At 72.1% G+C, this 19780-nt stretch carries 18 protein-coding genes; 11 read left to right on the plus strand and 7 right to left on the minus strand.

What is annotated here, in order from left to right:
* Window positions 1-89 precede the first annotated feature (89 nt).
* The 6 genes from AB5J55_RS11860 to AB5J55_RS11885 all read left to right on the plus strand — a co-directional run bounded on the left by AB5J55_RS11860 (window position 90) and on the right by AB5J55_RS11885 (window position 7082).
* Entirely contained in the window at window positions 90-1676 is a 1587-nt protein-coding gene (locus tag AB5J55_RS11860) for an MFS transporter (protein ID WP_369270630.1), read from the plus strand.
* A 111-nt stretch (window positions 1677-1787) separates the two neighbouring features.
* The gene (locus AB5J55_RS11865) at window positions 1788-2417 is read left to right on the plus strand and encodes a TetR/AcrR family transcriptional regulator (RefSeq protein ID WP_369270631.1); all 630 of its coding nucleotides are present in this window, start codon (window positions 1788-1790) and stop codon (window positions 2415-2417) included.
* A gap of 189 nt (window positions 2418-2606) precedes the next feature.
* Window positions 2607-3668, plus strand: coding sequence for an endonuclease/exonuclease/phosphatase family protein (locus AB5J55_RS11870; RefSeq protein ID WP_369270632.1), 1062 nt, complete (start codon window positions 2607-2609; stop codon window positions 3666-3668).
* 156 nt (window positions 3669-3824) lie between these two features.
* A complete protein-coding gene (locus AB5J55_RS11875; RefSeq protein WP_369270633.1) occupies window positions 3825-5048 on the plus strand; it encodes an MFS transporter in 1224 nt (407 codons plus the stop codon).
* Window positions 5049-5235: 187 nt separating this feature from the next.
* Entirely contained in the window at window positions 5236-6261 is a 1026-nt protein-coding gene (locus AB5J55_RS11880; protein ID WP_369270634.1) for an ATP-binding cassette domain-containing protein, read from the plus strand.
* The gene (locus AB5J55_RS11885; protein WP_369270635.1) at window positions 6258-7082 is read left to right on the plus strand and encodes an ABC transporter permease; all 825 of its coding nucleotides are present in this window, start codon (window positions 6258-6260) and stop codon (window positions 7080-7082) included. The genes AB5J55_RS11880 and AB5J55_RS11885 overlap by 4 nt, the downstream gene beginning before the upstream one ends.
* 46 nt (window positions 7083-7128) lie before the next feature.
* Here AB5J55_RS11885 and AB5J55_RS11890 read toward each other — a convergent pair whose 3' ends face one another.
* A complete protein-coding gene (locus AB5J55_RS11890) occupies window positions 7129-10971 on the minus strand; it encodes a BTAD domain-containing putative transcriptional regulator (protein ID WP_369270636.1) in 3843 nt (1280 codons plus the stop codon).
* Window positions 10972-11199: 228 nt separating this feature from the next.
* On the opposite strand from AB5J55_RS11890, the gene AB5J55_RS11895 reads away from it, so the two are divergent.
* The gene (locus AB5J55_RS11895; protein ID WP_369270637.1) at window positions 11200-12000 is read left to right on the plus strand and encodes a site-2 protease family protein; all 801 of its coding nucleotides are present in this window, start codon (window positions 11200-11202) and stop codon (window positions 11998-12000) included.
* Between the two features lie 13 nt (window positions 12001-12013).
* Here the strand turns inward: AB5J55_RS11895 and AB5J55_RS11900 are convergent, their stop codons facing one another.
* The 3 genes from AB5J55_RS11900 to AB5J55_RS11910 are packed head-to-tail and all read right to left on the minus strand — an operon-like array spanning window position 12014 to window position 14090.
* Window positions 12014-12199 carry a hypothetical protein gene (locus AB5J55_RS11900; protein ID WP_369270638.1) on the minus strand — a complete coding sequence of 62 codons (186 nt, stop codon included), beginning with the start codon at window positions 12197-12199 and terminating at the stop codon, window positions 12014-12016.
* A 54-nt stretch (window positions 12200-12253) separates the two neighbouring features.
* Complete coding sequence (npdG, locus tag AB5J55_RS11905) at window positions 12254-12979, minus strand: NADPH-dependent F420 reductase (protein ID WP_369270639.1); 726 nt, start codon at window positions 12977-12979, stop codon at window positions 12254-12256.
* A gap of 37 nt (window positions 12980-13016) precedes the next feature.
* Window positions 13017-14090: an exo-alpha-sialidase gene (locus AB5J55_RS11910; protein WP_369270640.1), complete on the minus strand. Its 1074-nt coding sequence runs from the start codon at window positions 14088-14090 to the stop codon at window positions 13017-13019.
* Between the two features lie 161 nt (window positions 14091-14251).
* On the opposite strand from AB5J55_RS11910, the gene AB5J55_RS11915 reads away from it, so the two are divergent.
* Both AB5J55_RS11915 and AB5J55_RS11920 read left to right on the plus strand, forming a co-directional pair.
* Window positions 14252-14854, plus strand: coding sequence for a hypothetical protein (locus tag AB5J55_RS11915; protein ID WP_369270641.1), 603 nt, complete (start codon window positions 14252-14254; stop codon window positions 14852-14854).
* A 107-nt stretch (window positions 14855-14961) separates the two neighbouring features.
* Window positions 14962-16314: an MFS transporter gene (locus AB5J55_RS11920; RefSeq protein ID WP_369270642.1), complete on the plus strand. Its 1353-nt coding sequence runs from the start codon at window positions 14962-14964 to the stop codon at window positions 16312-16314.
* Here the strand turns inward: AB5J55_RS11920 and AB5J55_RS11925 are convergent, their stop codons facing one another.
* The gene (locus tag AB5J55_RS11925; RefSeq protein WP_369270643.1) at window positions 16315-16542 is read right to left on the minus strand and encodes a hypothetical protein; all 228 of its coding nucleotides are present in this window, start codon (window positions 16540-16542) and stop codon (window positions 16315-16317) included.
* A gap of 58 nt (window positions 16543-16600) precedes the next feature.
* Between AB5J55_RS11925 and map the strand changes: the two genes are divergently transcribed.
* Together map and AB5J55_RS11935 are read left to right on the plus strand one after the other, a co-directional pair.
* A complete protein-coding gene (gene map / locus AB5J55_RS11930; protein WP_369270644.1) occupies window positions 16601-17458 on the plus strand; it encodes a type I methionyl aminopeptidase in 858 nt (285 codons plus the stop codon).
* 122 nt (window positions 17459-17580) lie between these two features.
* Window positions 17581-18228, plus strand: coding sequence for a heme oxygenase (biliverdin-producing) (locus AB5J55_RS11935; RefSeq protein WP_369270645.1), 648 nt, complete (start codon window positions 17581-17583; stop codon window positions 18226-18228).
* A gap of 19 nt (window positions 18229-18247) precedes the next feature.
* Here the strand turns inward: AB5J55_RS11935 and AB5J55_RS11940 are convergent, their stop codons facing one another.
* Together AB5J55_RS11940 and AB5J55_RS11945 are read right to left on the minus strand one after the other, a co-directional pair.
* Complete coding sequence (locus AB5J55_RS11940; RefSeq protein WP_369270646.1) at window positions 18248-18892, minus strand: PhzF family phenazine biosynthesis protein; 645 nt, start codon at window positions 18890-18892, stop codon at window positions 18248-18250.
* Window positions 18885-19772 (minus strand): hypothetical protein, encoded by an 888-nt coding sequence (locus AB5J55_RS11945; protein WP_369270647.1) that lies wholly within the window; start codon window positions 19770-19772, stop codon window positions 18885-18887. Before AB5J55_RS11945 ends, AB5J55_RS11940 begins: the two co-directional genes overlap by 8 nt.
* Between the last annotated feature and the right edge of the window lie 8 nt (window positions 19773-19780).

The raw sequence follows: 19780 nt of genomic DNA on the forward strand, positions 1-19780 counted from the left end.
CCGCCCCGGTGTTCCGTCCCGCGTAAGCACTCGGTAAGAATTTAAGATACGAGACGGTTCCGTATCGTAAAGGAGGTAGCGTCGACGGCATGACTTCTCCCGCCGCCACAGCCCCCCGCATACCGGAAGCCGTGCACCGGCGCCGTTGGGCGATCCTCGCCGTGCTGATGCTGAGCCTGCTGATCGTCGTCCTGGACAACTCGATCCTGAACGTCGCCATCAAGACCATCTCGACCCCGGCCCCGACGGGCCTCGGCGCCACCCAGAGCGAGCTGGAGTGGGCGATCAACGCCTACACCCTCGTCTTCGCCGGTCTGCTCTTCAGCGCGGGCATCCTCGGCGACCGGCTCGGCCGCAAGAAGGTCCTGCTCGGCGGGCTCGCCGTGTTCGGGATCGGTTCCGCCCTCGCCGCGTTCTCCGGCTCGCCCGGCGAGCTCATCACCTTCCGCGCGGTGATGGGCCTCGGCGCCGCCTTCGTCATGCCGGCCACCCTCGCCGTCCTGATGAACGTCTTCGAGCGCGAGGAGCAGCCCAAGGCCATCGGCATCTGGGCGGGCGGTGTCGGGCTCGCCATCGCCATCGGGCCCATCACGGGCGGGGTGCTGCTCGACCACTTCTGGTGGGGGTCCGTCTTCCTCATCAACGTGCCGATCGTGCTGCTCGCGCTCGCGCTGATGCTGTGGCTGGTCCCGGACTCGCGTGACCCGAAGCCCGGCCGTATCGACCCCATCGGCGTCGTGCTCTCCGTCGTCGGCCTCGTCCTGCTCGTCTACGGCATCATCAAGGGCGGCCAGCTCGCCGACTTCACGGACCCGACGGTCCTCGCCACCATCGGCGCCGGGCTCGCCGTCCTCACCGCGTTCGTCGTGTTCGAGAAGCGCAGCGACCATCCGTCCATCGACGTCACGTACTTCCGCAACAAGGTCTTCTCGGCCGCGATCGGCGTGATCGCGCTGGTCTTCTTCGCCCTGATGGGCGTGACCTTCTTCTCGGTCTTCTACACCCAGAGCGTGCGCGGCTACTCGCCGTTGGAGACCGGCCTGCTGATGCTGCCGCTCGCCGCCGCCCAGATGATCTTCGCCCCGCGGGCCCGGCTCGTCGTCGACCGGTTCGGCAACCGGGCCACCACCACCGGCGCCATGCTGCTGATCGCCGCCACCCTGGCCGCGTTCGCCACGTTCGAGGCGGACACGCCGATCTGGATCCTGGAGGTCGTCTTCTTCCTCATGGGCACCGCGATGGCGCACATCATGACCCCCGTCAGCGTCGTCATCATGCAGGCCCTGCCCCGCGAGAAGGCCGGCTCCGCCTCCGCGCTCAGCAACACCTTCCGCCAGGTCGGCGGCGCGCTCGGCATCGCCGTTCTGGGCTCGGTCCTGTCGACCGCGTACCGAGGTGACATCGAGGACCGGCTCACGGTGCTGCCGGAGGGCGTACGGCACACCGCGGGCGAGTCCATCGAGGCCACGCTCGGCGTCGCGGACCGGCTCGGCCCGCGGGGCGACGCCCTCGTCGGCGCGGCCCACGACGCCTTCCTGCACGCCATGCACGTCACCGCGCTGTGGGGCGCGGGTGTCGCGGTGCTCGGTGCGGTGGTCGTCGGGCTGTTCCTGCCGGGGCGGCCGGCGGCGCCTCAGGAGGGCGAGACGGAACGGGAGTTGGCTGCCGCGGAGTAGGAGGCGGGGGTGCGACACGCGCCGACGCGCGCCCCGTGCCCCGCGACGTCCTGCACGCCGACGCCGTGCACCAGGGAGAATCACCCCAACCCACGGAAAGGACCGAGCCAAGTGAGCCTCGCCGACAGCCAACCCCGGCAGGACGGCCCCACCCGGGGCCGACCCCGCAGCGAGGCCGTGGAGCGGTCCATCATGGAGGGCATCCTGAAGCTGCTGGAGGACGGCGTGCCGCTCGCGGAGCTGTCCATCGAGCGCATCGCGCGTACCGCGGGGGTCGGCAAGGCCACCATCTACCGCCGCTGGAGCGGCAAGGAGGAGCTCTTCGTCGACGTCGTGCGCGCCGCCGAGCCGCCCGACCCCGAACTGCCCGGCACCTCGGTGCGCGACGATGTCGTGGCGCTGCTGGAGCAGTTGCGGCAACGCGGTCTGATGACCCGTTCGTCGGTGCTCCTGCACAACGTCATCGCCCAGATGAAGAGCAGCCCGAAGATCTGGGACGCCTACCACGCGGCCGTCGTCGAGCCACGGCGCCGGAAGCAGCACGCGATCCTGCGCCGCGGGCAGGAGAACGGCGAACTGCGCGCGGACATCGACGTCGACGTGATGAACGACATGATCTTCGGACCGATGCTGGTGCGTGCCGTCATGCGCCCGGACGCCGGACTTCCGGAAGGTCTGTCGGAGCAGATGGCCGATGCCGTTCTGGAGGGTCTACGGCCCGTCAGTTCACACACCCCGTAGATCGAATGTGCGCGTTTCGTCACAGAGCGCGCTTTCCCCCGGCACATCCGGAACTCACGAAGGCGACTTGTACGTCCTCGCCCCCGTACGGCCGTCATGAGTACGGCGGGATCGGAGCCGATCATCCCCTAGGGTTTCTCTGGGCGCGGGGGGACGACGGTGTTGCACGGCAGGTAGTGAGGCGACGGTATGGCGCAGCAGGCGTACGTGACGGAGACGGACAACGGCGGCTCGGGTCCCGAGCGTCGGGAACCCGGGCTTCAGCGCCTGACAAACCGCCTGAAGGGCCTGGTAGCGGGCTGGCGCGGCGACCCGCGCGTCTGGCGCCGTGGCATCATCCTGGCCACCCTCGCGGTGATCCTCGCCCTGGTGATGCTGCTGCACGCGCAGATCCCGAACGCCATCGGCAACCTCGGCAGCCTCACAGAGACGTTCCTGCCCTGGCTGGGGCTGTTCGTCCCGGTGCTGCTCCTGCTGGCCCTCGTCCGCAGGTCCGCGATCGCGCTGATCGCCGTGCTGGTCCCGGCGATCGTCTGGCTGAACCTGTTCGGCGGCCAGCTCACCGACAAGACCGGCGTCGGCGGCGACCTCACGGTGGCCACGCACAACGTCAACGCGGACAACGCCGATCCGGCCGGCACCGCCCGGGACGTGGCCGCGTCCGGCGCCGACGTGGTGGCCCTGGAGGAGCTGACGGCCGGGGCGGTTCCGACGTACGAGAAGGCGCTGGCGTCGACGTACAAGTACCACTCGGTGCAGGGCACCGTCGGGCTGTGGAGCAAGTACCCGCTGAGCGGGGTCGAGCCGGTGGACATCAAGCTGGGCTGGGTCCGTGCCATGCGGGCCGCGGTGACCACGCCGTCCGGGCAGGTCGCGGTGTACGTCGCCCATCTGCCGTCGGTGCGGGTGAAGGTGGAGGCCGGGTTCACCGCCCGGCAGCGCGACAAGAGCGCCGACGCGCTGGGCGAGGCCATCGCCGACGAGTCCCTCCAGCAGATCGTCCTGCTCGGCGACCTGAACGGCACGATGAACGACCGTGCGCTGAACGCCGTCACCGCCCAGATGCGCTCCACGCAGGGCGCGTCGGGCAGCGGGATGGGCTTCAGCTGGCCGGCGTCGTTCCCGATGGCCCGGATCGACCAGATCATGGTGAAGGGCCTGGAGCCGCTGAGCTCCTGGACGCTGCCGGAGACCGGGAGCGACCATCTGCCGGTGGCGGCGCGTGTGAAGGTCGACACATCAGCGTCCTGAAAAACCCTGGTCAGCGCCGCCCGGACGGGTCTCGGCAACCGGATTGTCATCTGCTGGAATAGCGGGCCTGAGAGACTTTGTTCCGTACTTGAACATACGGAATGAACATCACGGAGTACGAAGCTCCGCTCTCGACCTGAAAGGCAAAGGCACTTCATGCCCCTGGCCCTGCTCGCCCTGGCCGTCGGCGCCTTCGGCATAGGTACGACCGAGTTCGTGATGATGGGCCTGCTGCCCGAAGTCGCGAACGACCTGGGCATCTCGATCCCCACCGCCGGACATCTGGTCTCGGCGTACGCCCTCGGCGTCGTCATCGGCGCCCCACTGCTGGCCGCGGTCACGGCGCGCATGCCCCGCCGCACGGTCCTGATCGGCCTGATGGCCCTGTTCGTCGCGGGCAACGCGCTGTCCGCCTTCGCCCCCGACTACCACTGGCTGATGGCCGCCCGCTTCCTCAGCGGCCTGCCGCACGGCGCCTTCTTCGGCGTCGGCGCGGTCGTGGCGACGAGCATGGTCGCGCCGGAGCGCAAGGCCCGCTCCGTGTCGCTGATGTTCCTCGGCCTGACGATGGCCAACGTCGCGGGCGTGCCCGTGGCCACGTTGATGGGCCAGAGCCTGGGCTGGCGGGCCACCTTCCTCGGCGTGAGCACGATCGGCCTGGCCGCGATGGCGGCGCTGGCGCTGCTCATCCCGCGCACCGAGGCGCACGCCGCCGAGCAGGCGGGCCTGCGCGGCGAGCTGGCCGCCCTGCGCTCCCTGCCGGTGTGGCTGGCGCTCGGCACGACGGTCGCGGGCTTCGGCGCGCTCTTCGCCGCGTACAGCTACATCACGCCGATGCTCACCGACGCCGCCGGGTACACCGACGCCAGCGTGACGCTGCTGCTGGCGCTGTTCGGTGTCGGCGCGACGGCGGGCAACCTGCTGGGCGGGCGCCTGGCGGACCACGCGATGCGGGGGACGCTGTTCGGGGGCCTGCTCTCGCTGGCGCTGGTCCTGGCTCTCTTCCCGCTCCTGATGTCGACGGCGTGGAGCGCGGCCCTGGCGGTCGTCCTGCTCGGCATGGCGGCCTTCGCCACGGGCTCCCCGCTCCAGCTGATGGTGATGGAGAAGGCGTCCAGCGCCCCGTCCCTGGCCTCGTCGGCCAACCAGGCGGCCTTCAACCTCGCCAACGCGGGCGGTGCCTGGATCGGCGGCCTCGCCCTCGCGGCGGGCCTCGGGGTCACCTCTCCGGCACTGGCGGGCGCCGCACTGGCCGTCCTCGGGCTCGGGGTCGCGGGTGCCGCGTACGCGGTGGACCGGCGCGGGGCCGCTCAGCGGAGTGGGCGGGAGCGCGTGGTCGCCTCGCATGTTCCGCAGCAGGCGGAGACGGTCCAGTACTGAGTCCGGTTCTGCGAGTCCTACGACGGAGGGGGCGCCCGGTGATCACCGGGCGCCCCCTCCGTCGTACGCCTTTCGCGTGCACCCCTGACGTGCCGACATCGCCTGCCGACATCGCTTGTCGGTGAGTCGTAGGCCATGTCGGTGAGCTGTCGGTGGTTTGTCGGTGCGGCCTGACAACGTCGTCCCCATGACGCGAATCGACAAGAACCCCGGCGGCGCGAGCAGCGCCGTATCCGTGCGGGGGTTGGTCAAGCACTACGGCGAGACCAAGGCTCTGGACGGTGTCGACCTCGATGTGCGCGAGGGCACCGTGATGGGCGTGCTCGGGCCGAACGGGGCCGGCAAGACCACCCTCGTGCGCATCCTCTCCACACTGCTGACGCCGGACGCCGGAGAGGCCACCGTCGCCGGATACGACGTCCTGCGGCAGCCCCGGCAGCTGCGGAGGGTGATCGGCCTGACCGGTCAGTACGCCTCCGTCGACGAGAAGCTCCCCGGGTGGGAGAACCTGTACCTCATCGGGCGGCTCCTGGATTTGCCCCGCAAGGAGGCACGCACGCGTGCCGACGAGCTGCTGGAGCGGTTCTCGCTGACCGACGCGGCCAAGCGGCCCGCGGCGACCTACTCCGGCGGCATGCGGCGGCGGCTCGACCTTGCCGCCTCCATGATCGGCCGGCCCACGGTGCTGTTCCTCGACGAGCCGACCACGGGGCTCGACCCGCGGACCCGCAACGAGGTGTGGGCCGAGGTCAAGGCCATGGTCGGGGACGGCGTGACCGTGCTGCTGACCACCCAGTACATGGAGGAGGCCGAGCAGCTCGCCTCCGAGCTGACGGTCGTCGACCGGGGCAAGGTCATCGCGGGCGGGGGCATCGAGGAGCTCAAGGCCAAGGTGGGCGGACGCACCCTGCGGATCCGGCCGACCGATGCCCTGCAGCTGCGGCCCCTCGCCGGATACCTCGACGACCTCGGCATCACCGGCCTCGCGACCACCACCGTGGACACCGAGACCGGCACCCTGCTCGTCCCGGTGCTCAGCGACGAGCAGCTCACCGCCATCGTCGGCGCCGTCACCGCGCGGGGCATCACCCTCGCGTCCATCTCCACCGAACTGCCCAGCCTGGACGAGGTGTTCCTGTCCCTCACCGGCCACCGTGCCAGTGCCCCGCAGGACGCCGTGCCCACCGACGACCGCGAGGAGGTCGCCGTATGAGCGCCGCCACCACCACCCCCAGCACGGCGGCACCCGCCGACGCCCGCATCTCGCTGCGGGCGCATCTGCGGCACACCGGCGCGCTCGTGCGCCGCAACCTCCTGTGGATCCGGCAGGACCCGGAGTCGATGTTCGACGCCATCCTGATGCCGATCGTCTTCACGCTGCTGTTCGTGTACGTCTTCGGCGGCTCGATCGGGCAGGCGCTCGGCGGCGGCCAGGAGGACTACGTCCAGTACGTCGTGCCCGGCATGATGGCCATGATGGGCATGAGCATGGCCATGTCGGTCGGGACCGGGTTCAACCAGGACTTCAACACCGGCGTCATGGACCGGTTCCGGTCCCTGCCGATCGGACGCGGCTCGGTGCTCTTCGCCAAGATCGCCGTGGAGCTCCTGCGCATGATGATCGCCACCACGATCATGCTGATCGTCGGCGTCCTGGTCGGCTTCGACATCACCAACTGGGGCGGGCTGCTCGGGGCCGTGGCGCTGGCCGCGCTGTTCGGGTCGGCGCTGATGTGGGTGTTCCTCACCCTCGGCGTGATCCTGAAGAGCGCTCAGTCGGTGCAGGGGCTCGGCTTCCTGGTGCTGATGCCGCTCCAGTTCGGCTCGTCGATCTTCGCGCCGACCACGTCGATGCCGGGCTGGCTGCAGTCCTTCACCGACGTCAACCCGCTGTCCTCGCTCGCGGACGCCGCGCGCGGTCTGATGGTGGGCGGCCCGGTCGCGCACGACCTGTGGGTGACCGTCGCCTGGTCGGTCGGCCTTACGGCGATCATGGCGCCGATCGCGATCCACAAGTTCCGCACGAAGAACTGACGTTCCGTACGCGGGCCCGACCGTCCGTACGAGGAACCGGCGGCCGTCAGATCAGGGCGGTGGCCTCCCGGGAGGAGAGGCCACCGCCCTCCGTGTACGCCGCCTCGTAGGCCGCGTCGCCGAGCACCGCGCGGGTGCGTTCCGCCGCCTTTCCGTACACCTCGCGCTCGTGTGTCGACGCGACGTACCGGGCCGGCAGCAGCCCGTCGGCGGCGCCGAGGCAGCGGGCGGCGTCGCGGGCGCGGCTGCCGCCGTCGACGCGGGCCAGGGCGAAGGCGGCCGTGCTCAGAAACGCCGAGCGCATGTGCGGGGCGATCGCCTCGGACAGCGGTTCCTCGGCGCGTTCCAGGGCGCGCTTGATCGTGTCCAGGGAGCGTGCGTACCGGCCGTCGGCCGCGTCCAGCCAGGCCTCCGCACCGAGAATGAAGGCATCGAAGACGACGAAATGGGCGATCTTGAACTGCTCCCGCAGCAGCCGGAGTTGCTCACGCGCCTCGGAGATCCGGCCCGTCATGCCGAGCCGGCCGGCCAGGATCAGCCGGGCGAACGGCATCGACTGGTCGTTCCCGCCGCTCGCCTCGTCGATGACCGCACGCAGCAGCCGCTCACCCCGCTCGCCCTCGCCCGCCTCGATCATGACGCTGCCGAGCCGGGCCCTGAGTACGCCCTTCTGGGCGTGGGCGCCGAGCCGTTCGGCACGCTCGATCGCCGCCTCGTAGTTGGCGGCGGCCCTGTCCCACTCCCCCTTGCGTTCGCATGCCTCGGCGCGCGCGGCGAGGGCCTCGGCGGTGCCCCACAGGTCGCCGAGGCGCTCGTAGATCTCCAGCGACTCCTCGGCATCGCGGATGGCGTCGCCCTCGCCCGCCCAGTCGCTGCGGTTGGCGTACATGTTGGCGCGCCAATGCAGGCTCGCGGCGAGCTCCCAGTCGTACCCGGGCGTCTCGCGGGAGGTGCGGACGGTGGCGTCGAGGACGATCCGCAGCCGCTCCACGTCCCCGGTGAGCATGACGGCGAAGATCCAGAGGTAGCCGGGCAGCCGGCAGGTCTGCGGCATGCCCGGCTCATAGGTGGCGGCGATGGCCCGCAGCTTGGCCTGCGCCGCGGGGGTCTGCCAGGCGTCCAACTCGGTGTCCATGCAGGCGAGATGGACGAGGTGGACACCGCGCCGGGCCTCTGCGAGGGCCTCCCCGGTCCACGGGGGCGGGGTGTCCGTGCAGCGCTCCCACACCGGTTGAGCGGGGCGGACCGGCTCGGTGAAGGGGTCGGGGCCGAGGGCCTGGACCTCGCGGGACCAGTTGCGGGCCTCGATCCGAAGTTCGCGCATCTGCCAGTACCAGGCCAGCGACAGGATCAGGCACAGCGCCTCCTGCTCGTCGCGGCCGGCGACCGCGTGGCGCAGGGCGATGCGCAGGTTCTCGTACTCGCGCTCCAGCCGCTCGATGGCGGCGAGCTGGCCGGGGCCGCGCAGCAACGCGTCGGTGGTGCGGGCGAGTTCGCGATAGTACGTCAGATGCGCGCGCTCGGCCTCGGCGCGCCGTCCGGTCTCGTCGAGGCGCTCGCCCGCGTACTCGGCGACGGTCTCCAGGAGCCGGTAGCGCATCGCGCCGTCCGCCGACGGGGCGGCCACCACCAGGGACTTGTCGACGAGCGAGCCGAGCGAGTCCAGGGCGGCGGGTCCGCACACGGCCTCGGCGGCGGTGAGGTCGCAGCCGCCCGCGAAGACGGACAGTCGCCGCAGCACGTCGCGTTCGTCCTCGTCGAGCAGTTCCCAGGACCAGTCGACGACCGCCCGCAGGGTCTGCTGGCGGGGGCGGACGGTGCGGCTGCCGGAGGTGAGCAGGCGGAAGCGGTCGTCCAGACGGTCCGCGATCTGGCGTGGGGTGAGCATGCGGAGCCGGGCGGCGGCGAGTTCGATCGCGAGCGGGAGACCGTCGAGGCGCAGGCAGATCTCGGCGCAGGCCGCGGCGGTCTCGTCGTCGGCGTCCACGCGGAAGCCGGGCCGGGCGGCCGCACCCCGGTCGGCGAGGAGTTGCAGCGCGACGGGCTCGGGCAACGGCCCGACGGGCCGCAGCAACTCCCCAGGCACACCGAGGGGTTCGCGGCTGGTGGCCAGCACCGTCAGCTCCGGGCAGCGCTCCAGCAGCTCCGCGACGAGGCGGGCGGCGGCCTCGACGACGTGCTCGCAGTTGTCGAGGATCAGCAGCATCCGGCGTTTGCCGCAGTGCTCGGCGAGCCGCTCGACGGGGTCGTCGTGCCGGTCGGAACCGGCCCGCATGGCCTCGGCGCCGGCGCCGTACAGCACGGTCTCGCGGGCACCGACGGCGGTGAGTACGGCCTCCGGCACGGCCTCGGGGGCGTCGACCGGCGCGAGCTCGGCCAGCCACACCCCGTCCGGGGCACCGTCCCGCACGCTCTCGGCAGCCTCCTGCGACAGCCGCGTCTTCCCGGCCCCGCCGGGGCCCAGCAGCGTGACGAGCCGGGCGGTGCCGAGGTCCCCGCGGATGGCCTCGATGTCGGCTTCCCGGCCGACGAAGGAGGTGAGCCGGGCACGGAGGTTGCCAGGGGGCGGGGTGAGCCGGGGTGCGCCGGGCGGGTCGGCGGAGGCGTCCGTGCGGGCGGTGAGGTCGCAGGGGGCGGCCGGGGAGTCGAGCGTGTGGGCCCGACCGGGCGCGGGGTCGGCCGTACGGGCATCGGGCGCCGCGGGAACGCCGAGGGCCCTCGGGGGGCCGGGAACGTGCGTCTCGCCGGGCGCGGCCGGGGGGCGTGCGCGCGGGCCGGTGCCCGTGCCTGCGTCGGCGGGCCTCGTACGGTGCGCTTCGCCGTCGGGGTCGCCGAGGGGGCCGGTTCCGTGGGTGTCGGGGGCGTCGGGCGTCCTGCCGTGGCCCCCCGCGTCCACGTCAGCGAGCGGGCGGACGCCATGGGCGCCACCGTCGGAACGCGTCCCGCCATGACGATCGACCCCCGAGTCCGCGCCACCGACCTGGCCCGACCCGTACGACTCACGATCGACACGCACCCCGCCAAGACCCGAACGGTCCGCCCCGGCGCCAGCGTCACCAAGCCCGTCGGCCCCGTGGGCACCACGGCCGGAACGCGTCCCACCCGGAGCGGTGCGGGACGCGCCGTCGCCCGCCCGCGGACCGGGCCCCCATCCGCCGCCCCTCGGTCGGAGCAGCTCCGTGTGCAGGGAGCGCAGTCCCGGGCCCGGGTCCGAGCCCAGGCGGTCTGCCAGGAGGCGTCGTACGTCCTCGTAGGCCACCAGTGCCTCCGCCGTGCGGCCCGCGTCGCGCAGGGCGCGCAGGCGCAGGGCCTGGAGAGGCTCGTCCAGGGGGTGGGTGTCGCACAGGGCGGTCAGTTCCGGCAGGGACTGTTCGGCGTGGCCGAGGGCGAGGGCGGCGGTGTGGCGGGCGCGCAGCGCGTCGAGGCGCCGGGTCGCCTGGCGGGCCGCCTCGGCGGTGCGGTCGGGGAGGTCGGCGAGGGCGGGCCCGCGCCACAGCGCGAGGGCGTCGTCGAGGACGACGGCGGCCTTGGCGGGGTCGCCGTCGGCCAACGCGCGCGTGCCCTCGCCGACGAGCCGCTCGAAGCGGTGCAGGTCGATGTCGTCGGGCGCGGCGGCGAGCCGGTAGCCGCCCTCCGCCGAGACGACCGCGTCCGCCCCGAGGGCCCGCCGCAACCGCCCGACGAGCGCCTGCAGGGCACCCGCGGCGTCAGCGGGCGGCGCCCCCTCCCACACCTCGTCGACCAGCATGCCCGCCGGCACGGTCCGGCCACCCCGCAGCGCGAGCACGGTGAGCAGGGCACGCAAACGGGCCCCGCCGACAGGAACGGGGCTGCCGTCGGGGCGGAGTACCTGGGTGGTGCCGAGAATGCGATAGCGCACGGGGTCCATTGTCTCTGGTGGTCGTGGGGCCGGTCACGGCATTGGGCGGCGGGGCGGGGCGGCTGCGGGGTGAGGGGCGGGAGCCGTCGGGTGCGGTCCGCCCGCCCACGTACACCACCCGCCGAAACCCATGCCCCCACCTTCTCCGGAACCAACGGCCCACCGCGAGACGTTTTCCGCGTGCGCCCGGTACGGTCGGGCAGTCCCGCAGTCCCGCCGTCCCAGGAGCCCGTCCTCATGACCACCGCTCTCACCCGCCGCAGCGACCGGCGGATCAGCCCCGTGTTCGTGGGCATCCTGGCCGTCACGGCGGTGACGGGCTGGGCCACCTGGACCGGGTTCGCCGAGCAGCCCGGCCTGGCCGTGTTCCTGTTCGTGACGGCCGCCTGGATCGTGTCCCTGTGTCTGCACGAGTACGCACACGCGCGTACCGCCCTGCACAGTGGGGACATCTCGGTCGGCGCGAAGGGCTACCTCACGCTCAACCCGATGAAGTACACGCACGCGCTGCTCAGCATCGTGCTGCCGGTCGTCTTCGTGATCATGGGCGGCATCGGCCTCCCGGGCGGTGCCGTCTTCATCGAGCGCGGGCGGATCCGGGGGCGCTGGCGGCACAGTCTGATCTCGGCGGCCGGGCCGCTGACGAACGTGCTGTTCGCCGTCGTGTGCACCGCCCCGTTCTGGCTGGACGCCCTGGACGGCGTCCCCCGCGACTTCCGGTTCGCGCTCGCCTTCCTCGCGCTGCTCCAGGTCACGGCGGCGATCCTGAACTTCCTGCCGGTTCCGGGCCTGGACGGCTACGGCGTGCTCGAGCCGTGGCTGTCGCACAAGGTCAGGCGCCAGGTGGAGCCGTTCGCGCCGTTCGGTCTGCTGTTCGTGTTCGCGCTGCTGTGGGTGCCGGAGGTCAACGGCGTGTTCTTCGACATGATCGACGCCGTCCTGCGCGGCCTCGGCATCAGCGACTTCGACACGTACTGCGGTTACGACCTGTTCCGCTTCTGGCGGGACTCGAACGAGCTCTGCTCGATCAACGCGTGACCCGGTTCGCGGCTCAGCCCGTGACCGAGTCCCGCCGCTCGTCCCTGGCCCGCTTCACGTAGTACCAGCACATGTTGCTGGACAGCCCCGCCAGCAGCACCCACACGATCCCCAGCAAGCTGCCCTGCGCGAACGAGACCACGGCCGCGGCCACGGCGAGCACACAGACGATCAGGGCATAGACACCAAGGCGGGGCATTTCACTCGGCTCCTTCGGGGGACACTGCTACGCCGACCAGTGTCCCCCATCCCGTCACACGTCCGTGACGCGGAGCCCGGCGTGCGCCTTGTAGCGCCGGTTCACCGAGATCAGGTTCGCGACCAGCGCCTCCACCTGGTGGGCGTTGCGCAGCCGCCCCGCGAAGATGCCGCGCATGCCGGGGATGCGGCCCGCCAGCGCCTGGACGATCTCGACGTCCGCGCGGACCTCGCCGAGGACCATCACGTCGGTGTCGATCTCGTCGATCTCGGGGTCCTCCAGCAGGACGGCCGACAGATGGTGGAAGGCCGCGGTCACCCGGGAGTCCGGCAGCAGGGCTGCGGCCTGCTCGGCGGCACTGCCCTCCTCCGGCTTCAGCGCGTAGGCGCCCTTCTTGTCGAAGCCGAGCGGGTTGACGCAGTCGACGACCAGCTTGCCGGCCAGCTCCTCGCGCAGGGATTCGAGGGTCTTGCCGTGGCCCTCCCACGGCACGGCGACGATCACGATGTCGCTGCGCCGCGCGCACTCGGCGTTGTCGGCGCCCTCGACGCCGTGCCCGAGCTCCTCGGCGGCGGACTCGGCACGCTCGGCCGCCCGCGAGCCGATGATCACCTTCTGGCCGGCCCGGGCGAGCCGGTAGGCAAGGCCCTTGCCCTGCGGCCCGGTCCCGCCGAGCACGCCGACGACGAGCCCCGAGACGTCCGGGAGGTCCCAGGGGTCCTTGGCCGGGGTCTTCGCGGGCGTCCCGGCGGGCTGCTGTGCACTGTCGCTAGAGGTCATGCGCCGACTTTACGTCCGCGCCGCCCGGCCCCATGGCTCAGGTGAGCTCAGTCACGGGCACCCGCCGGAAGGTGATGGTCTCGTACGCGCTGAAGTCGCCGGTCTCGTAGAGGAGTCCGACCGCCTCGTCGTCGATCCGCACGAGGTCCGAGTACGCGGCGGGCAGTCCGTCCACCGTGTGCGCCGACCGCCAGGTGATGCCGCCGTCGGTGGAAGCGCGGATCGTCATCAGGGCGCGGAAGCCGGGGTCGGCGGGGCCGGAGTAGAGCAGCACGTCGGGGTCGCGCAGGTGCAGGACGCTGCCCTCGCAGACGGGGGCGGCGAGGCCGGCCTGGGGACGGAAGGGTTTCACCAGCGTCGCGCCGCCGTCCTCGGAGTAGGCGTCGGCCCGGGTGCCGGGGGACGTGGAGTCGTTGCGGGTGTTGAAGTAGACGCGCCCGTCGGGGAGTTCGGCGGCGGTGGTCTCGTTGACGTTGACGTAGCCGTCGGTGTTGTCGTCGACGTACCCGATGCGCCAGGTGGCGCCGTGGTCGTCGCTGAGCAGGCAGTGGCCGCCGTTGTACTTGCCCTCCGTGCCGTTGTCCCGTCCGGCCGGCGGCAGGGAGTGGTTGGCGGGGACGACGACCCGGCCGCCGGCCAGCTGGACGGCGTGGCCCGGGGTGGTGGCGTACCAGCGCCACTCCGGCCGTTTCGTGCCCTTGGTGATCTCCGTCGGTGCGGACCAGGTCGCGCCCTCGTCGTCGCTGTGCTGGACCCAGACCCGCCGCCCGTCCGCGGCGCTCACCACACCGCGGCGGATGGCGCTCTCGGTGGCGAGGGCGGCGTTGCGGACGTGGACGAGCAGGATGCGGCCGGTGTCGAGGACGACGGGGGCCGGGTTGCCGGCGAGGTCGTCACCGTTCTTGGCGGCGACCTGGAGCGGGCCCCAGGTGCGGCCGCCGTCGGTGGAGCGCTTCAGCACGATGTCGATGTTCCCGAAGTCGTCATGCGAACCGACCCGGCCCTCGCAGAAGGCCAGGAGGGTGCCGGTGGCGGTGGCGACGACGGCCGGGATGCGGAAGCTCGCGTAGCCCTCGCGGCCGGCGCGGAAGGGGACGCTGGTCTCTGCCATGGGGGGCTCCTCGGACGGCCGGTCGCCGCGGCTCGGTCGGCGGTGGCTGCGCGGCCGGCGTACGGACGGATGTGCGGGACAACGAGTCCATCTGCCCAAGTCGGGCGAATTCGTGGTGAACTCCGGGTCACGAGTGGTCGGTTGCGGCAGGATGCGGTCGCATGGATGCCGTACGTGTCGCGTTGTTGCGCGAAGTGCTCGCCGGAACCGCGTGGTTGGGGGCCACCCGGCGGTTCGCGGGTGCGCTGCGGACGTCGGCGGTGGCGCACGGGGGCGGGCTGCTGCTGGTCGGCACGCCGCAGTACGAGCCGTGGCATCTGGCGGCCCACCTGGTCGACGAGGCCGCGTGGTCGGGCACTCCGGAGCTGGCCCCGACACTCGTGCGGCATCATGCGCGCGCCTCGGATCCGGCGCATCTGGCTGTCGGCCTCGGGCGGTTGGCGGCGGCGCGGCGCGGGGAGACGCTGCTGGTGGTGTCGCCGCAAGGGCCGGGAGCGCCGCTTCTGGAGCGGGTGCACGACGCCCGGCTGGCCGGCGCGACGGTGCTGGCGCTCGGCGCCGGCGAGGGTGAACTGACGTCGATGGCCCACGAGACGCTGACCGTGCCGGAGGGTGCGGAGCTGGACCTGGACACCGTGCAGCACCTGGTGAGCGCGGCCGCCGGCGAGAACGCGCTGCCCGCTCCGCGGGGCCGCCGGCGTTTCCGGGACCGCCTGTCCCGCCTGGCCGACTCCCTGACGGCGCCGCCGCCCACGGGCTGGTGACCCACGGGCTGGTCACCCACGGGCTGGTCACCCACTGGCCGGTGACCGGCGCCGGGCCCGCAAAACCGTTTGCCTCGCGGCACCGCACCGCCTGAGCATGGCCCTTCGTGACCGACGACTCCCCCACTCCCCCCGCACCGCCTTCCCGCCTGCGGGCCGTACTGCCCGACCTCGCCCCCTGGCGGGCCTCCGTCGACTTCCGGCGGCTGTGGCTGGCGGGACTGGTCACCTACTTCGGCAGCTTCCTGACCTTCGTCGCGCTGCCCGTGCAGATCAAGGAGCTGACGGGGTCCGCCGCGGCGGTCGGGGCGATCGGTGCCGTGGAGCTGGTGCCGCTGATCGTGTTCGGGCTGTACGGCGGTGCGCTCGCCGACGCACTCGACAAGCGGAAGCTGATCGTGTGGACGGAGGCCGGGCAGGCGGTACTCAGCGCGGTGCTGCTGGCCAACGCACTGCTGCCGAGCCCCGCCATCTGGCCGCTGTATGTCGTCGCCGCCCTGTCCTCCGCCCTCGTGTCGGTCCAGCGCCCGGCCATGGACGCCCTGCTGCCCCGGATCGTGGCCCACGACCACCTCCCGGCCGCCGCCTCGCTCAACGCGCTGCGCTGGCAGGTCGGCGGCGTCGCGGGCCCGGCCCTGGCCGGCGTGGTCGTGGCGTACGCGGGGCTCGGCTGGGCATACGGCGTGGACCTGCTGACCTTCGTCGTCTCCGTGCTGCTCGTGCTCGGGCTCGCCCCCTCCCCCGCCTCCCACGAGGCCGCGAAGCCGTCCCTCAAGGCGATCGCCGAGGGCGCCCGTTACGCCTGGAGCCGCAAGGAGCTCCTCGGCACGTACGTGATCGACATCGCGGCGATGCTCTTCGCGATGCCGCTCGCCGTGCTGCCGTTCCTCGCCGACGAGTTGAACGCGCCCTGGGCGCTGGGCCTGATGTACGCGGCCGTCCCGGCCGGGGCGATGCTGGTGAGCCTGACCAGCGGATGGACCTCGCGGGTGCACCGGCACGGGCGGGCCGTCGTCGTGGCGGCGGCGCTGTGGGGCACGGCGATCGCGGCGGCCGGTGTCTCCGGGAACGTATGGCTGGTCCTGCTGTTCCTGACCCTCGGCGGCGCCGCCGACATGGTCAGCGGCATCTTCCGCGGGGTGATGTGGAACCAGACGATCCCGGACGAGCTGCGCGGCCGGCTCGCCGGGATCGAGTTGCTGTCGTACTCGGTGGGCCCTCAGCTGGGCCAGACCTACGTCGGCGGCATGGCGGCCTGGAGGGGCGTGCGGACGTCGATCTGGTCGGGCGGGCTGCTGTGCGTGGGCGCCGTGGGGCTGCTGGCGCTGTGTCTGCCGAAGCTCATGACGTACGACGCGCGGACGAACGAGCACGCGGTACGGCTGCGGGAGCAGCGGGCGGCGGCAGCGGCCGCGCAGGCGCCGACGGCACAACCCGCGCCGGCGCCCGCGGAGGGCTGATCAGTCGTCCGCCGGGCGGTTCGGGGCGTCGTGCCACCGCGGGTCGCCCTCCCACTCCAGGTTGCGCTCACGGGCGAGGTCCATCGCCTGCTGGGCCTCCTGCGGGGTGGCGTACGGTCCGAAGCGGTCCTTGGCCGGGCACTCCGGCCCCTCCTCGACCTTCTTGTGGACGAGGCAGTAGTACCACTCGCCCGGCTTGCCGACCGTCCGCTTCTTGAACAAGGCCATGTCCGGCTCCTCTCGCCACCGACATGTTCCCCCATGCCCGCTGGTTAGACTCGCTGGCATGTCTGGCCAGTCGCTGCTCGTACCAGGGGAGCTCTCCCCCACCCGTTCCGTGCCCGGAAACATCCGCCGCCCCGAGTACGTCGGCAAACCCGCGCCGACGCCGTACACGGGTCCGGAGGTGCAGACTCCGGAGACCGTCGAGGCGATGCGTGTCGCCGGCCGTATCGCCGCCCGGGCGATGGCCGAGGCGGCGAAGCTGATCGCGCCCGGTGTCACGACGGACGAGCTGGACAAGGTGGCGCACGAGTACATGTGCGACCACGGCGCCTACCCCTCCACGCTCGGCTACCGCGCCTTCCCGAAGTCCCTGTGCACCAGCGTCAACGAGGTGATCTGCCACGGCATCCCGGACTCGACGGTGCTGCGCGACGGCGACATCGTCAACCTCGACGTGACGGCGTACATCGGCGGGGTGCACGGCGACAACAACGCCACGTACCTGGTCGGCGACGTCGACGAGGAGAGCCGCCTGCTGGTGGAACGCACCCGTGAGTCGCTGAACCGCGCGATCAAGGCGGTCAAGCCGGGCCGCCAGATCAACATCATCGGGCGGGTCATCGAGTCGTACGCCAAGCGCTTCGGCTACGGCGTGGTCCGCGACTTCACCGGCCACGGCATCAACTCGTCGTTCCACTCGGGCCTGATCATCCCGCACTACGACAGCCCGCACGCGACGACGGTGATCCAGCCCGGCATGACCTTCACCATCGAGCCGATGCTGACGCTCGGGACGCACGAGTACGACATGTGGGACGACGGCTGGACGGTCGTCACGAAGGACCGCAAGCGCACCGCGCAGTTCGAGCACACGCTGGTCGTGACGGAGACGGGGGCGGACATCCTCACGCTGCCGTAACCGAGCAGGTCACCGAGCCCGTCCTTCGCCCTGCGGAGGGCGGGTTTTCTCGGTACCCTTTTACCGACACAGCGTCGGCAAATCTATTGACTTAGGTTAGCCTAACCTCAGAAAATGCCCCCATGGACTCCTTCTCGACAGTCATCCGCACCGCCTCCCACGAGCAGCACGTGGAGGCGGAGACCTCGACGTTCATGAGCGACCTGCTCGGCGGCCGGCTGGGCGTCGACGCGTACGCGCGCTACACCGAGCAGCTGTGGTTCGTGTACGAGGCGCTGGAGACCGGCACCGAGCGGCTGGCGTCGGACCCGGTGACCGGCCCCTTCATCCAGCCGGAGCTGTTCCGGCTGACGTCACTGGAGCGGGACCTGGCACATCTGCGGGGTCCGCGGTGGCGGACGGGCCTGTCGGCACTGCCCGCGACGCAGGCGTACGCGGACCGGGTGCGGGAGTGCGCCGACACGTGGCCGGCCGGCTACATCGCCCACCACTACACGCGCTACCTCGGCGACCTCTCCGGCGGCCAGATCATCCGCGACAAGGCGGAGAAGACCTGGGGCTTCGCCCGCAAGGGCGACGGCGTCCGCTTCTACGTCTTCGAGGAGATCACCAACCCGGCGGCGTTCAAGCGGGGTTACCGCGAACTGCTGGACCAGGTCCGCGCCGACGACCTGGAGAAGCAGCGGATCGTGGCGGAGTGCAAGAAGGCGTTCGCCTTGAACACGGCGGTGTTCCGGGCGCTGGGCGAGGAGTTCCCGCTGAGCGCCTGAGCGTCCGAGCTTCTGCGGCTCAGCGCTCCAGGAGGACCCGCCCTCCGATCTCCACCCAGCCTTCGGGCTGCGGTGCCGTGAGGATCTGGGACCCGGCTCCCTGGGTGATGTTGAGTGCGCGGCCCAAGCGGTCGGTGAGCAGCAGGGCTGCCGCGCCGGTCGCCTCGTCCTCGTCGATGCCGTCGCCGCGGCCGGGGAAGCCGCGGGCCCGGATGCGGCCGGCCGCCTCGTCCTCCCACGCCCAGGCGTAGATCCACTCACCGGCCGGCGGCACGTCGAGGTCGTCCACCTCGGCCGCCGTCCCGTACTGCCGCAGAGTGCGCGGCGGGGCCCACTCCGCCCGGGCCTCGATCCAGCTGAACTCGCCGTCCAGCCGCGCGCCCACCACGCCGGCCGGGGTGATCAGTTCGGGCACGTCGAGGAGCCAGGCCGTGCCGACGCAGGGGTGACCGGCGAAGGGCAGGCGCAGGGTCGGGGTGTAGATGTCGATGACTCCGCGCTCGGGGTCGTCGACGAACACGGTCTCGCTGAAGCCGAGCTTGCCGGCGAAGGCCTGCCGGTCGGCCCGGTCGGGCATGACGGAGCCCTCGCGGACGACGCCGAGTTCGTTGCCGTATCCGCCGTTGGGGCCGCAGAAGACGCGCAGGACGTCGAAGTCAGTCACGGGGAAATTGAAACATCACCCGAGCGGCGAGCTCGTCCCAGGCGGCGGCTCCGCCGGGGAGCGCCAGGAAGCCCGTCGGGGGCACGCCGTAGGGCAGCGAGGCGATCGTTTCGCCGTACGCCCTTTCCACGGTGGCCCGTTGGCGTCCCGCGTCCGGGTCGTCGGCGTGCGCCGCCAGCCCTTGCATACGGTGCTCGTGGGCCTCGGTCACCTCCTCGGCAGCCCGGCGCCACTCCTCCTCGTCGGGCACCCGGCCCAGCTCCACGCACTCGGGTGTCCGGTCCTCCGCCAGCGCCGCCACCGCCCGGTCGTGACCGTCGAGGATCACCCAGCCGTCCAGGAAGGCGACCCACCACAGCAGGACGGGCGCGAGTGTGCCGTCGCGGGCGTGCTTGCGGTATGCCTTCACCCGCGCGGCATCCGGTGCCGAGAGCCGGCGCAGCGGGACGACTCCGTGCCAGCCGCCCCCGCAGTACAGCGCCAGTCGGCCACCGGGCCAGTCCCGTACGAAGTCCTCGGTCCAGATGCCGGGCGGGAAGCCGGTCCGGCGGGCCAGCTCCCAGCGTCCGTCCCGCAGCGGGGTTCCGTCCGCCTCCTCCAGCCAACGTGCGTACTGGTGCGGCCAGTTGACCGACGACCGCATGGCTGACGAGCGCAGCGGCGGAAGCGGTGAGCGGTAGCCGTCGAGGCGGTGCAGATGGAGTTCCGGGCAGCAGCCCTCGCCCACCGACCGGCCCAGCAGCACAGGGCGGTCCCCCTGCCGCAGCAGCAGTCGTCCCGGGTCCGCGGTCTCGAAACGCAACGCCGGCGGGCCGGGACGGTCTCGCACGTTCAGTACCAGCCGCCCCGGCCCCAGCAGTTCTCTGTGCCCCCTGTTCATGGGGACAG

This window comes from Streptomyces sp. R11, from assembly GCF_041051905.1.
Lineage (GTDB): Bacteria > Actinomycetota > Actinomycetes > Streptomycetales > Streptomycetaceae > Streptomyces.

Coding starts and splice junctions, on each gene's coding strand:
- AB5J55_RS11860 (WP_369270630.1), top strand. CDS start 90: ATGACTTCTCCCGCCGCCACAGCCCCCCGCATACCGGAAGCCGTGCAC.
- AB5J55_RS11870 (WP_369270632.1), top strand. CDS start 2,607: ATGGCGCAGCAGGCGTACGTGACGGAGACGGACAACGGCGGCTCGGGT.
- AB5J55_RS11875 (WP_369270633.1), top strand. CDS start 3,825: ATGCCCCTGGCCCTGCTCGCCCTGGCCGTCGGCGCCTTCGGCATAGGT.
- AB5J55_RS11880 (WP_369270634.1), top strand. CDS start 5,236: ATGACGCGAATCGACAAGAACCCCGGCGGCGCGAGCAGCGCCGTATCC.
- AB5J55_RS11885 (WP_369270635.1), top strand. CDS start 6,258: ATGAGCGCCGCCACCACCACCCCCAGCACGGCGGCACCCGCCGACGCC.
- AB5J55_RS11890 (WP_369270636.1), bottom strand. CDS start 10,971: ATGGACCCCGTGCGCTATCGCATTCTCGGCACCACCCAGGTACTCCGC.
- AB5J55_RS11895 (WP_369270637.1), top strand. CDS start 11,200: ATGACCACCGCTCTCACCCGCCGCAGCGACCGGCGGATCAGCCCCGTG.
- AB5J55_RS11900 (WP_369270638.1), bottom strand. CDS start 12,199: ATGCCCCGCCTTGGTGTCTATGCCCTGATCGTCTGTGTGCTCGCCGTG.
- npdG (WP_369270639.1), bottom strand. CDS start 12,979: ATGACCTCTAGCGACAGTGCACAGCAGCCCGCCGGGACGCCCGCGAAG.
- AB5J55_RS11910 (WP_369270640.1), bottom strand. CDS start 14,090: ATGGCAGAGACCAGCGTCCCCTTCCGCGCCGGCCGCGAGGGCTACGCG.
- AB5J55_RS11915 (WP_369270641.1), top strand. CDS start 14,252: ATGGATGCCGTACGTGTCGCGTTGTTGCGCGAAGTGCTCGCCGGAACC.
- AB5J55_RS11925 (WP_369270643.1), bottom strand. CDS start 16,542: ATGGCCTTGTTCAAGAAGCGGACGGTCGGCAAGCCGGGCGAGTGGTAC.
- map (WP_369270644.1), top strand. CDS start 16,601: ATGTCTGGCCAGTCGCTGCTCGTACCAGGGGAGCTCTCCCCCACCCGT.
- AB5J55_RS11935 (WP_369270645.1), top strand. CDS start 17,581: ATGGACTCCTTCTCGACAGTCATCCGCACCGCCTCCCACGAGCAGCAC.
- AB5J55_RS11945 (WP_369270647.1), bottom strand. CDS start 19,772: ATGAACAGGGGGCACAGAGAACTGCTGGGGCCGGGGCGGCTGGTACTG.